General features: G+C 59.0%; 9 protein-coding genes and 1 pseudogene. 4 read left to right on the forward strand and 6 right to left on the reverse strand.

The annotated features are described in order from the left end of the window. Positions 1-241 precede the first annotated feature (241 nt). Positions 242-1,510, forward strand: a complete 1,269-nt coding sequence (locus BB934_RS41430; protein WP_237050059.1) for an IS701 family transposase — start codon at positions 242-244, stop codon at positions 1,508-1,510. 542 nt (positions 1,511-2,052) lie between these two features. On the opposite strand, the gene hfq is transcribed toward BB934_RS41430, so the two are convergent. Then, positions 2,053-2,295, reverse strand: a complete 243-nt coding sequence (gene hfq / locus BB934_RS41435) for an RNA chaperone Hfq (RefSeq protein WP_099515406.1) — start codon at positions 2,293-2,295, stop codon at positions 2,053-2,055. Between the two features lie 480 nt (positions 2,296-2,775). Between hfq and BB934_RS41440 the strand changes: the two genes are divergently transcribed. Beyond that, complete coding sequence (locus tag BB934_RS41440; RefSeq protein ID WP_099515407.1) at positions 2,776-2,982, forward strand: hypothetical protein; 207 nt, start codon at positions 2,776-2,778, stop codon at positions 2,980-2,982. An 817-nt stretch (positions 2,983-3,799) separates the two neighbouring features. Continuing rightward, a complete protein-coding gene (locus tag BB934_RS41445; RefSeq protein WP_099515408.1) occupies positions 3,800-5,365 on the forward strand; it encodes a hypothetical protein in 1,566 nt (521 codons plus the stop codon). Between the two features lie 141 nt (positions 5,366-5,506). On the opposite strand, the pseudogene BB934_RS41450 reads toward BB934_RS41445, so the two are convergent. The 4 genes and pseudogenes from BB934_RS41450 to BB934_RS41465 all read right to left on the reverse strand — a co-directional run. Continuing rightward, a pseudogene (locus BB934_RS41450) lies at positions 5,507-6,086 on the reverse strand (transposase); the annotation flags it as partial. A 414-nt stretch (positions 6,087-6,500) separates the two neighbouring features. Beyond that, positions 6,501-7,133 (reverse strand): S24 family peptidase, encoded by a 633-nt coding sequence (locus tag BB934_RS41455; RefSeq protein ID WP_099515409.1) that lies wholly within the window; start codon positions 7,131-7,133, stop codon positions 6,501-6,503. 1,095 nt (positions 7,134-8,228) lie between these two features. Further along, positions 8,229-8,513 carry a DUF6894 family protein gene (locus BB934_RS41460; RefSeq protein WP_099515410.1) on the reverse strand — a complete coding sequence of 95 codons (285 nt, stop codon included), beginning with the start codon at positions 8,511-8,513 and terminating at the stop codon, positions 8,229-8,231. 147 nt (positions 8,514-8,660) lie between these two features. Next, positions 8,661-9,431, reverse strand: coding sequence for an outer membrane protein (locus BB934_RS41465; protein ID WP_099515411.1), 771 nt, complete (start codon positions 9,429-9,431; stop codon positions 8,661-8,663). A gap of 597 nt (positions 9,432-10,028) precedes the next feature. Here BB934_RS41465 and BB934_RS41475 point away from each other — a divergent pair. Next, positions 10,029-12,773 carry a DNA translocase FtsK gene (locus tag BB934_RS41475; RefSeq protein ID WP_237050671.1) on the forward strand — a complete coding sequence of 915 codons (2,745 nt, stop codon included), beginning with the start codon at positions 10,029-10,031 and terminating at the stop codon, positions 12,771-12,773. 417 nt (positions 12,774-13,190) lie between these two features. Here the strand turns inward: BB934_RS41475 and BB934_RS41480 are convergent, their stop codons facing one another. Further along, entirely contained in the window at positions 13,191-13,631 is a 441-nt protein-coding gene (locus tag BB934_RS41480) for a hypothetical protein (protein ID WP_099515413.1), read from the reverse strand. Between the last annotated feature and the right edge of the window lie 224 nt (positions 13,632-13,855).

Here is a 13,855-nt window from a genome sequence, read left to right on the forward strand (position 1 = left end):
CCGCTATCCACAGCCTCCTAATTAGATGGTTAACGCTTCCTCAACCCGTCTCTATTTCTAATAGAATGGTGATTTGGAGGCGGCAGATGGGAAGCAGCGTCGAGGGTGGGAGACGGGTTTCCATGATGTCTGATGAGGAACTTCTTCGAACGATTGGTCAGGACCTCCGCACCCTCTACCACTACAGTTGCACGCTGCACTGGCGCCCTAATTACCTCCTGATCTGATACAGGAGGCTGCCATGTCAGGCGTGGCCATCGAGCAGATGCTCGAACTCTGGTGTGTGGAGTTGCGTCAGGTCAAAGCTGATCTCAAACTCCAGTTTGCTCATCCCAGTGTCGCGGCCTCTGCGGCCGCCTTCCTCGACGGTCTGCTCGGGCCGGAGCGGCGCAAGACCGGCTGGATGCGGGCGGAAGCCGCCGGTGATCCGGGACCATGGCGCCAGCAGGCGGTGCTCGGGCGCAGCCACTGGGACGCGGATGCTTTGCGGGACATGGTGCGCGACTATGCGCTCGAGACGCTCGCCTCTCCCGGAGCGGTACTGGTGATCGATGAGACCGGCTTTCTCAAGCAGGGGCAGAACTCGTGCGGGGTGGGACGCCAGTACACTGGGTCAGCCGGCAAGATTGCCAGCTGCCAGATCGGCGTGTTTGCCGCTTACGCGTCGGACAAGGGCTGCGCCTTGATCGACCGCCAGCTCTATCTGCCCAAGGACTGGACGACGAAGCCCGAGCGCCTGGCCACGGCTCACGTGCCCGATGCGATCCGCTTCGTCACCAAGCCGCAGATCGCCGCCGCGATGATCGAGCGGGCCCTGGCGGCCGGCGTACCGTTTGAGTGGGTGGCCACCGACACCATCTATGGGGCCCTGGCCATGCAGCTGCGCCGAGCTGGCAAGGGTTACGTGCTGGGCGTTCAAGCCACAGACCGCTTCAATTCCTGGGACAAGAGCCCGCCGGTGGCCGGCACGGCCGCGACGATTGCACAGGGGCTTGCTCCCAAGACCTGGCAGCGTCTGTCGGCCGGGATCGGCACCAAGGGGCCGCGCCTGTATGATTGGGCCTATGTCGCGTTGGCCGATCTCGAGGCCGAGGAATTCAACGAGGCGCTGACCGGCCTGTGGACGCGCGGCCTGCTGATCCGGCGCAGCATCAGCGATCAGGATCTGGCGTTCTTCTCGACCTGGTGCCCGGCCGGCACACCGATGGAGACCCTGGTGCGGGTGGAGGGCCAGCGCTGGGCGATTGAGGATGCGTTCGAGACCGCGAAGACGGAGTTGGGGCTGACGCACAATGAGACGCGTTCGTGGCACGGTTGGCATCGGCATGTGTCGCTGGTGATGCTGGCGTTTGCCATGATGACGGTGGTGCGTGAGCACGCCAACCGCCTTACCTCACCCCAAAAACGAAACGACGAAGCCCGACTGCAGCGCTGGTATGCTGGTCTGTCCAGGAAATCCGCCGGGTCGCCACACGTCTCCAGCAGCGCCGGATCGAGCCGGCCTTCGTGATCGCCTGGTCCGCGTGGCGACGAGCGCATCAGGCCATGGCGCAAGCCTCACATCGCAAACGAAAGGTGCAACTGTAGTGCTACGCGGATATCATCCGCCAGCCCTTACCCGCGAAGATTGAAGCTGCTCTGACACGCATTGATCGTGCACAAAGTCTGGGTGGCAACCTGAGCCGGCCGGCAGCACACTGGGCCAAGGCTCCACTCGCGTTCTAAGCAGTTGCGAGAACGGCAATGGCAACAACGAGAGAAGCAGCAAGGACGCTGTACTCAGCCCATGCGCACCATTGCGACTTGCTGTGAAAGTTCACTTCACCAAGCACTCCGATCCTCCATCAAGGCTCGTCCGATGTGCCCTGCTGATTCATGTTCTCGGATTGTTCCCATCCTACGATTTCGGCATCAAAGATCAAGCCCACAGGAGCATTTTCCAAGGGAGCCTTAAACTCCGTGGGATTGCGGAATGAGTCTGATCAAAAAATGGGACGAGCCGCCGCTCGATCAGTAATATGTCCACCTCGATAACTTTGGACGAAGGCTTCATCACTCGAATGAAGCTGAGTCTACCAGTTGGACGGGTTCTGCTGGGAGGATTGTCGAGATAGCATGCTTGTAGACAATTTGCGTACCGTTGCCCCGAACAAGCTGGATTGTGAAGTTGTCAAACGATCTGATCTGACCCTGTAGCCGAATCCCGTTCGCCAGAAAGATGGTTACCTCACTCCTCTTGTCGCGGAGATACTTCAGGAACGTGTCTTGAAGGCTTAAGGCGTTCTGTGTTGGCATTGCACTGTTCCTGATGGAAAGGCACTGCATCAGAGCAGACCATCCCTGTCAAAGGTATTGAATGCCGGGAACAGCCCTTCGAGGCGGTGTGATAGAAGGACGAGCATTTTTGAGCAGCAATACCGTTGGAACGAGCTTCCCTTAGTGGACGCGGCCATGGCCGATTTCAGCGACAAGGGGATTCCTTCAACCGGCACATCGAAGTCACCTCTGCCATCTTCGACGCCGCGAAGGCCGATGATATCCTGAAGGGAGTCACCAGTATCCGCCCTACATGAACGGATGCACAACGTGGATAAGAGTTTGATTTAGTTTTGGAATTTCTGGTTCTAATAAACGACTCTTGGATTGCGTACACAAAAACGGCGACGCCTCGGCCTTGACGGACGTTCAAGAAATGGGGCCTATAGATTAATCCTGTCGGAACAATAAGTTTGCTGCCTTGCCCTTAAAGAATTTTCTTTAAGGAGAAGTGCGCCCGTGGACGAGGTTTCCTCCCTCACCATCAAGATCAACCCGAAGCACGGTACCTTTGATGCAGCCGCATCCGGGGAGTCTGCCCTTCTGGCCCTTGTTGTGATCGCTGCCGACACTGTCAACTTAACGCTTTTACTCGTCCTCTGCAGGGTTTCGGCACGGAGTGGGCTACGCATCATCAATGACTTAGACGTGTTGGGGGAGAGCTGAAAACAGCAAAAACGATCTCTACTTGGTTAAGTTGACGGTGCCCCTGGGCGAGCTTACCCTCTCGTCGATCAGCCTCAACAGCGAAACAATGTCAGCCTCGGGCATGCTCCAACCACGCGCTCTCTGCCGCATGAACGACCTCCAGGTTCTTCTGGTCGGGATGCGGATGGATAAGCTTGGCTTTGCAGGCCACAGGGCCCTACAAGTCCGGTCAGAAGGGGAAGAATTCAACGAAACTATGGAGTCTGGATCGCGTTGTCTTTTGTTCTGCATGAACGGAGGACACCATGTGCCACTATCAAGGATCATATGTGTCCGAGGACAGGGCTAAGGCTGATCGCCAACGGGAGCTTGAGGCTAAACGCACTCAAGCGGTCGAAAAGCTGAGGCAGGAGGCTGACACAGCGGCCCAGAAAGCAGCGTCCGCCCCAGTGAAAGAGCCTGTTCCGGCGAAGTAGCTTGGCCTACATTCCGGTGATCATTGCATATACGATGCCCCGCCTTGGCGGGGCATTCCACACCCAATGCGCGACGTTGCCGACGCCGTCTCGTGGGCACCGTCAACTTAACCAAGTAGAGATCGTTTTTGCTGTTTTCAGCTCTCCCCCAACACGTCTAAGTCATTGATGATGCGTAGCCCACTCCGTGCCGAAACCCTGCAGAGGACGAGTAAAAGCGTTAAGTTGACAGTGCCGGGCGGGTTCTCCCGGAAATGACGCGGGGTGGATTCGACGCCCAAATCCTAAGTTATCTCACGCAATTAAGTTACACCCGCCAGCCCTCCACGAGTTTTCCGGGCTAGTTTTGGAGAACAGTAGTGGTCGAATTTTCTGCATCAAGCCTGGATGAACTGTATCGACATGAACTGTCATCGATAGAGTTCCAAATCTATTTTGCCGGAGTGAAGCGGGAGCTGCTTACTAATGAGGCCGTTGCCGCCACCATCGTAACGCATGTCATGCAATCCAAGGACGTTCGCCCGGATGCAGTCAATATATTCGGGTTGCTGCTCGATGAGGCGAGGATGGGTATCGAGAATGACAGCCCGTACGGCGAGGTGTTCCTGAAAAATGCCGAGAGAGCCATCGAGGCTCAAATTGCCGTCGGAGCCTGTCGACCGCTTCACCTCATGAAAGTCGCCGCTCTGTATCGGCGTGCCGGCCTGCCGGTGCCGGATATACTGATCATTGATCCTGTTGGGGCGGATATGCCTGCCGAAGTTCCGGTGCCCGACCTCGATGATACTCTTGCCACTTTGGCTGCGGAAATTAAGGCAGAAGGCGGTGGCCCGCATGAGTTTTTCAACGGCCTGCACGAGATGACGGCCGGCATGTCGGAGGAGATGCAGGCAGGCTTTGTCAATCATCTTGCATCGTTGGACGATCCTATATTCGAGCGCTGCGCCTTGTACTGGCTGTTGTCGGGGCCGTCGTTGGTACAGGAGGCTGCGGCTGTGGGCCTTCATTCGAAGCTCAAACGCACCAGCCTGCAGGTGGAGATTCTGTTCTATTTGCCAATCATCCGCGGCTGGTTGCCAGCCAGCAACACTCGGGCAATTGTCGATGACATTGGCAAGCTGGCGCGACGAAAAGATCTCTTTGACGCTCTTGGACATGACAAGGTGGAACCCATCGTCGGCGATATTATGGCCAGTGTTACCGATGGTGCCGGGGCGCAAAGCATTTCGATTGTCGGAAAGCGGAACAACCAAACATTCATCGCAATGCTTCTCTTGAAGACAGGGTATGGTATCAAGGATGCTTTTGTCATCCGCTGCCGCTCAAAGCGCGAGGCAAATAGCATTGTCTCGTACACTCGCCAGGAAGCAAATAGCCTTCGCATCGATCGGATGACTGCCGAGTTGTTGCTGGAGGCGGCATTGGCGGATGGGATGGACAATGGATACATGCCGGCGCCGGGCTTTATCGACGTGATGGAAGCCTGCGATTTGAACGGCCTGCGTCCACAGCAAAGAGATTTGCAGGCTCTGTTGGACTATGCTGATCCGCAGCGAGAGGTCCAGAATGCCACACCGGTGAAACTAGACCTGATGCTCAATGATGATAAGGCACTGGATGCGCTTTTGCCACTGATCGACAGTTGGTTTGAAGACACCGGAGAGACGCGCAACATCATGCGACGATCCCGCTCGGCACGGACGCTTGAAACCAAAATCTGGGCCTTTCTTGAAGGTCGGCGCGAAATCTGGGCGAGGCGTTTTCTGCAGACCGCGATTATCCTCAGATCGGCGAAGAAGAAGGATCAGTCGAAGACGTTAACGGCTGCGGCTTTCGCACTGATGCAGAAGCATCCCTTGCAAGACATCCCGCTCATGGAGGATATCGTCTTCACTACTCTGGAGGCTGGTGGCGCACGTTTGTAGTGATGCTTAGGGGAGAGCATGGGCATTGGTGCATGGATCGAGAGATATGCGGATCATGGTCTTTGATGCCGCTTCCCATGTGTCATCCACCCTGGAGCGGACAGACTTCGGGCGTGCGCATGAACCGGTGACGGCTTGTCATTTCATCCAGCCGTCCGTGTTGATCGTCGCGACATGACGATCTCGTTGATTGGAGGGATCGGTGTCCGGCTTTTCCATGGCGGCGGCGCGCGGCGGAATGACAACCATAGCATTGGCGCCGTGCTTGATGACGGCGTCGTAGGTCGGTTTGCCGTCATAGGCGCCGTTGGCGGTGAGTTGGCCGATCGCGACCTCGATCTGGTCGAACAGTGGATCCACCTGCGAGGCGTCGCCGGTGTCCTGGTCAGTCATCACGTGAGCGATGATCTCGCCACTGTCAGCGTCAAGCGCCAGCTTCGCCGCGACCTGGCGCCGTGCTTCTCCTCCAGCCATTGGCCAGCGCCGTGGACGTCAAGCCCGGCGCTGTCGATGACGCCGTGAACGGGCCCTACTCCTGGAATCCGGCGAGGCTGCCGCTCATCGGACGATCGCCAAGTCCACGCCCGACGGCCGAGCTGGCATGGTCGGGCACGGCAAGATCCAATGCTATCAACTCCAGCACCGATGCCAGCAGACCCTCTGTCTGACGCAGCCGCAGGCCGAACACCAGGCCCAGCATCAAAGTGGTCTCGATCGCCAATGGTCACCGCTTCGCCACCGCGACCTACCGGATTGCCGTGATGGATCCGCTCATGAACCTGGTGCGATTTGCCGATCAGGATTGACCCGCAGCAGGTGGCAACCTGAAGTTCACGGAGTTGCCCACTTTTAAAGCCCGCTGTCACCAGGACGGCGCCGACCTATGCGCCGTGGGTCCCAATCAGCGACCGTGGTCTTGAAGGCGTGCATGCTGGCGGAGCGCGAAGTATCGGTCGATCCCACAACCCTGTTTCGCTGGCTTCGGGCTTAAGCACCCGAGTTGGGCAAGCGCGTCCGGCTTTGTCCGCGCAAGATGAACGGCTCTTGGCGCGCTGACGAGACATTTGGGTGAAAGGTGAATGGATGTCTGTCCACCGTGCTGTTGGACAGACCGTTGATCTCCTGGAGTAGCGCGTTACTGGCGCGCCCACATGATACGGGCGGACCAGGAAATTTCCTCTGCTGGGATTACCACGTCCTCTTGGCTTTTGGTCAGTGACGTCATTTCCAGAGTCGTGGCCGAACGTCGCCTGAGTTCGTGAGCGAAGATCTGTCCGCCTCTGGTGCACACGACAATACGGTCGCCCCTCCTGGTGCTGGCGGTCGGCGAGACGATGAGAATGTCACCGTCACGGTAGAGCGGCCTAAGACCGTCGCCCGTGATCTCGAGAGCAAAGACACTCTCTTGTCCGAAACCAGGAAATTCAATCTCGTCCCAACCTGGTCCCTTGTTTGGCAGGCCTTCATCTGTGAACGCCTCTGCCGACTTTGCCTCTTCGAGGCCAATCATCGGGATCACTGAGCGTCGGAGGGAACCGGATGGTTCGATGAGCCGAAGAAAATCTTCCAAGGTCGACCCGGTGGCTTTGAGGACCTTGGAAATGGACTCCGTGGAAGGCCATCGCTGCCGCCCTTCCGGGCTCAACCGCTTCGACTTGTTGAAGCTTGTTGCATCGAGACCGGACCTGCGTGCCAAGCCGGATGCGCTCAACCCGTGGCGCGATGCCAGAGAGTCAATTGAAGCCCAAACACGCTCGTGAGATAACATTCTAGTGGCCTTCGCGAGGGATGAGACTCTATGAAACTCAGCCTTTGATTAGGAATTAAGTGTGGCCGCTGGTGGCGGCGACTACCAGGAAACCATTGAGACAATCGGTCTAATGGGAGGTGCTCTTGAGGTGGTGCATCTCTAGTTGCGGTTTCATAAAGGGTTATTTCGGCAATCTGCTCTGCTTTGTCCTAACAAAGCGCCAATAGAACTGATTATTTCGCCTCGCACCCATGGAATAGCTTAGTATAGGTACCTCCCTTTTGCCGCTTAAAGTCTCGTTCGAACGGCATGGATAAAGTTGGGCTATAGCAGAAAACCCCGCCTTGACGGCAGGGTTGGTGTGAAAATCAATTCTCATGGCGAGGTTGATATTGCCGTAGGGCCCTTGAGGCCCGGATTGCCGAATTCACCCGCGAGATGATGTTGGCGCAGAGGCTATTGGTCACCCGTTACGGCCAGTCAGCTCCAGTCGGGACGGCTTCGAGCTGGCAAAAGCTGCCCTGATACCCCAACCGCTCATGTCGATTGTCGTTACCTCAGGCCGCTCGCGGATCTGCCACGGCCTGTGCAAGTTGGCAGGAGTGCCTTTTCTCGCCAAACCTTACCGCTTCGGAGAATTGGTGGAGATAGTTGAGCGCGTACTCGAAGAAGCCACGACACAGTGACACATCCTTCCACGGGATGACCATCTTCGACGAAGTCGATCAGGATCGTGCCCATCAGAGCAGGGGCATGTCCGTCAAGTGTCCACGGCGTCCGCATCATCACTCACCGTTGGATGCGCCCTCAGTGTCGGACATCTCATTGATTGGTGTTGCTACCGCTGAGCAACAGTCAGGTGCGGGGACCACAAGGGCCGGAGCAGCGGCTCAGCCACAACCCCGCCCATCAAAGCCAGAGACACCAGGACAAGCCCAATGCGTCCCTACAGCGCAACACGATCCCTTCGGGTCATCAAGAGCCCTCCGTGCGTCACACATCGAAAAGAACTTAGCTGGCCTGCGGTTGGTTGCCAATACGGCCAAGCTGCTCCTGATGCCTGCGCCGACGGATAATGCTCATTGGCCGAAATTCTCATCAGAGCATCCTATGTCAGCCACTTGGGACTGACGCGCTCCAGGCATGCGGTCTCTGATGCGGCGAGTCATGTCGCTCGATCCGCATCGACGCCGTCACCGTGGCGACCCGCTGGTTCTGCTCGTCCCGCACCGCGATGATAACATCGCTGACATCGCCTCTTGCCAGCCGGCTTGTGCCGATCTCAGCCGCCGAGCGGGCGGCCACCTGTACGGCCGCGTCGAGGCTGTCGAACTCGGCGCCCTCGTCATCGTGCAGGAGCGGCTTCCCATTCTGGACATCGAAAAAGTAACGGGCCACGGCACTCTCTCCTGCTGGCCGATCGCGGTTCTATCCTGTCCTTCAATTGCGTGCTGGGTGCAGGTAAATGCGCCCTGGCCAAGGATGCTGAAGCCAATAAAAAGGCCCAGACTGGTTCCGGGCCTTTCATTGAGGTGTGGTGTGCGCTTAGTAGGTGCCGAACTTGAAGTTCAGCTTTGCGCGCGCGACGAAGAACTCGTTGTCGTCGCTGCCAACCGCGGGAGCGAAGATATCGACCGGCACTCCGCCTGTCGGGGTGAAGGTGCCGACGAAGCCGTTGCCGAAGTCGTCGTCGTCCTCATCGAAGCTGAGCCACAGGCCTTCGAGGCCGAAGGTCACCGCCGAGGAGCCGAACCAGTTCACCGGCAAAGCCCATTCGACACCGCCACCGACCACCCAGCCGGTGGTGTCATCCGTGTAAGCGAGACCGCCTGTGGCGTAGATCAACACGCGGTCGAACGCGACACCGGCGCGGGCCCGAACCGTTCCGAACCAATCCGACAGGTTGCTGCGGAACTCGCCGGGCACGAAGGTGCCGGGCACGCCAGCCGGGAGGAACGCAACAGTTTCATCCTGGTCAGTGTCGGCCCATTGGATGTCGGTCTCGAGGCCGATCACGAAGGAGCCGATCTGGTAGTTGTAGCCGATCTGACCGCCGCCGGTGAAGCCGCCGTCACCATTGTCCGGGAAGAACAGAGTGCCCGGAACCGCACCGCCGAGAACGACGGTCTGACGATCACTGTCACGCCAACCCCAGCCGGCATTAACGCCGGCATAGAAGCCGGTCCAGGTGAAGATGGGAACGGGCGCGATGTAGGGTGTCGGTGGCGGTGCTGGAAGGTCGGCCGCCGATGCGGCCGTAATGCCGGCCGTGGTGATGGCCGTTGCGGCCAAGAGGCCAAAAAGTCGTGTTCTCATAGGCTTCGATCCCTTGTGCGAGGAATTGCAAGAAGCAGTATGGAGCAGCTGTAAAATCTGACTATTGCATTCAAGCAACATGAGGCTGGATTCTTGATTACGGTCAGTATTATTGACCTGAATACGATCCTACATATTCATGAATCTGTCGACATGTTCGACACTACACGGATTGCATGTCCTACTTTAGGTGTTCTCGGAGGACCCCGAAGGCGAGGAGAGAACTGACCCTGCCCCTTACCCCTGGGGCAGGGTTTTTGTTTTCGACGTGCTCCGTCTCGACGCCTGCCGCAGTCAGGTCCTTCAAGCCGCTTGAGGTACACTGCGGAAGGATGGCCTCCTCGTCTCTCCAGAAGGCTGAATTGTGAGATTGGCTGCGAAGCGCAATCACGCAGTCCATGCCTGCCTCCGCTTCTGCAAGTGTTCAAGCTGTGCAACGCAGGGCCGCAGATTTCGTCGTCGACCACGCAAGCCGGGTGAGGGTGCATCGCACAGCGATCCGATCCGAAGTCTAACCCTCTGTTTACGGTTTTCTCGCAGAGTCGAGACTTCGCCGGAATCAGCTCACCCGGTCATCTTCCAGATGCGTCAGAGATCATGCGTTCGACCCGTAGACCGCCCTTCGCCCCGCCGCCTCTCCCCGGAGAAGAAGATACCCGTGAGATCGCCAACGTCGTGAGGCTGCGGCAGGCTCGAAGGAGCGCAGAAAGCGATCCCGCCCAGGACAGCGACGAGCCACCGTGGCGCCAGGCCTTCGTTCTTGCCGAGGGAGTGAAAGCCACGCGCACGCCCGATCGCGTCATTCGGGCCCGCAACGGCCATCCAGAGCCCCTGACGACCGGACCTGAGGATTCCGCTCCAGTAGTCGACGCGGCTGGCGGCAAACCCGCTCACTCCGTCATCGGCGAGGAGGCCATTGAGGCTCCTGAGCCGACAATCCGAAGCCAGATCGCCGAATTGCGGTCGGCCTTGGCGGCCGAGGATTCGGTCTCGGAACGGCTGACCCTCCTTGCCGACAAGGAAGCTGCCCTCGCTGACGGCGGCGGAGAGGCAGCCGGCGCGGAGCGCCGGCTGATCGAGACGGCAACACGCTTGCCATTTACACTACAAGCTCCAGCCCCGGATGGATTGCGCCACCAGGAGCAAAGCCCAGAGATCCAGTTACAGCCGACGGCCATGTCCTTCAGCTTGGTGTCTGCAGCCCTGTCCTTCTCGTGGCAGGGCATCTCCTACGGATTGGCTGGTATCCGCCCGATGGAGACTTCGGACGCTCTGCCGGCCAGCCTTTCTGATGGGCTGGCATTTCCTGACAGCGGTGTGGCGAGCGATGCAGCATATGGCGGTGAGAGCGATCCAAGTGAGGTGATCGAGCCGGAGAATGCCACTACTGTCGAAGCCTCACGGCCATCGGAGGGGATTCCGGAGAGCATCACCACGACTGACATCGCCGCGATCACCGTGGAGGCAGCGCCTCATGCCGCGACAGAGACCTCCGTGTCGGGGTCTACCGAGGAGGTGGATCTCAACTACCTCTCTTTGTTCGATGACTTGATGCCTACCACCGTTAAGAAGCCGCCGATGGGGGAGGTGGCACTGCAGCTCTGGACTGAACCGTTGGCTGATCCTGAACCTGATGAGGCAACTGTGCCAGTTCAGGAGCGAGGTGAGCAGGTGCCCGATAGCGCAGCCTGCCAGGATCTTGCAGCAGCTCCTCGCACCGAACCGCTTCAGGAGGCGGGCCCGATCTTCGATCTGCCCAAAGTTGCTCCATCGACCTGGGGGCATCCGATCTCGCACCCGGCAGCCGTCGAGAACTGGTCCTACCAGAAGCCGGATATCGGGTTCTTGGCCGAGCCCCCCGAGCGCGAGGGACCAGAGCTGACAGAGGACATTCTGGAGGCAACGGCAGGCCGGCTTGAGAAAGTCATTCGCGACTTCGGCGTGAAAGGTGAAGTGATCCACGTCCATCCGGGCCCGGTAGTCACTCTGTACGAATTCGAGCCCGCTCCTGGCATCAAGTCATCTCGCGTGATCGCGTTGTCTGAGGACATCGCGCGCTCGATGAGCGCGGTCTCGGCCCGCGTCGCCGTGATCCCTGGCCGCAATGTGATCGGCATTGAGCTGCCGAACGAGACCCGCGAGACCGTGTACCTACGCGAGCTCCTAGGCTCGGAGGATTTTGAAGTTTCGAAGCACAAGCTGCCTCTCTGCTTGGGCAAGACGATCGGCGGCAAGGCGGTGATTGCCGACCTCGCCCGCATGCCGCACCTTCTCGTCGCCGGCACCACGGGCTCGGGCAAGTCGGTGGCGATCAACACCATGATCCTGTCCTTGCTGTATCGGTTCACGCCGGAAGAATGCCGTCTCATCATGGTCGACCCGAAGATGCTGGAACTGTCCGTCTATGACGGAATCCCGCACTTGCTTACCCCCGTCGTCACCGACCCGAAGAAGGCGATCATTGCTCTGAGGTGGGCGGTGCGCGAGATGGAAGATCGCTATAAAAAGATGGCGAAGCTCGGTGTGCGCAACATAGACGGCTTCAACGCCCGTGTGAGCGAGGCCAAGGCCAAGGGGGAAGTCATCACCCGATCCATCCAGACGGGCTTTGACAAGGCCACGGGGGAGCTCACGTATGCGGAAGAGGTCATGGACCTCACGTCATTGCCCTACATCGTGGTGATCGTCGACGAGATGGCCGACCTGATGATGGTGGCCGGCAAGGAGATCGAGGGCGCGATCCAGCGCCTGGCCCAGATGGCCCGCGCCGCCGGCATCCATGTCATCCTGGCCACGCAGCGGCCTTCCGTGGACGTGATCACCGGCACGATCAAGGCGAACTTCCCGACAAGGATGTCGTTCCAGGTGACCTCGAAGATCGACAGCCGCACCATTCTCGGCGAGATGGGCGCCGAGCAGCTGCTCGGCCAGGGCGACATGCTCCATATGCAGGGAGGCGGCCGTATCGCTCGTGTACACGGCCCCTTTGTTTCGGATATGGAGGTCGAACGGGTCGTTGCTCACCTCAAGCGACAGGCCAAACCCGTCTACCTGGAGGCGGTCACAGCCGAGGACGATGAGGAGCAGGAGCCGGAGGACATGCCAGTCTTCGATGAGAGCGAGACGGGTCTGGGATCGGGCGAGCTGTTCGACCAGGCGGTCTCGATCGTGCTGCGGCACAAGAAGGCGTCGACCTCATACATCCAGCGGCGGCTGCAGATCGGCTACAACCGGGCTGCTTCGCTGATGGAGCGAATGGAGAAGGAGGGGATCGTCGGACCCGCCAACCATGCGGGCAAGCGCGAGATCCTCATCGGAACGGGTGGAGCAGACGAGGACTGAGGCTGGCAGCAGACCGGACTGGCACACGCGAACGAGCATTGGCTCAGCCTCTAGCAGTCGGTGCAGCCTGCCAGCGTCATCTCATCTCCACACCGTGCCCCTGGGGAGCCTCAGCGCTCCCTGGGGGCTTGCCTTCAAGGAGCTCTCTCGCCGCACGCACAAATCCCTCACAACATCAGGAGGCAGACGTCTTGTCTGAATCCAAGATGCAAGGGCCTGATTGCGCAATTTCGCGTGTAGACCGCGTTCGGTCTTGCAGGAAGGGATGCTCCTAACCTGACAGGAGAACTCGATAGGCTGCAGGGGCCAACTATTCGCCTTGGAATCGCCTCGGATCAGCCTGGAACGGTACGTGGCGCTGGAACTGCTCGAGGCGACTTGGCCGATCGCACGCAAGCGCGACCGGCCCCAAGGCACTCAGAGTCTGGGCTTGATTTGGTCCCGTTCCGCCCGAGAGTTCGAAGAGGACGAGCTTGGATTAGAACTCTCCTCCTGGACGAAATAGGTGTTGATGAACGCTGCAATTCTGCGGCCCAGCGCCTGATCCTCTTTGAGGTTGCCTGTCTCGAGGATCTCGAGCCTGACTTCAAAATCCGGATCGCAGATGAGAAGGACGGGATCCTGCTCGGCGCGGTCTTCCGAACTATCCAAAAACCAGCCCTCGTCCGGGTTTGGGTCGTTTGGGTTGACACCTGCGTTCAGGCTCTCAACAAGATACCGGGCGAGACGATCGTTGATCCGCGTGCCGTCATCTTCGCCAAAGATGAGCCGGGGCTCGCCTTGCGGATCCCGGATGACGTGCTGCCGATCTCTTCCGGGTCGGGCGAGGAACAGCGTCCATTGTGACGACGGACTCATGGCCTTCTCCTTTCGTCATCAGTCGGCCGCGGAGATCCAAAATCATCCACCAGCCGACCGAGAAAGCGATGGCGCATCACCGCGCTCCTGCACCCTGGACCTGCTTAGGTTTTGCTTCACAGAGCCAAGAACGAGTTCTGGGCCTTTGCGAGCACCGGCTGGTGACAATTCTCCTGCTTGTCCCCGTTCTCCACGGGATTCACAGGGGTTGGCATCTCTTCAGA

This window comes from Microvirga ossetica, from assembly GCF_002741015.1.
In the GTDB taxonomy this organism is placed as follows: domain Bacteria; phylum Pseudomonadota; class Alphaproteobacteria; order Rhizobiales; family Beijerinckiaceae; genus Microvirga; species Microvirga ossetica.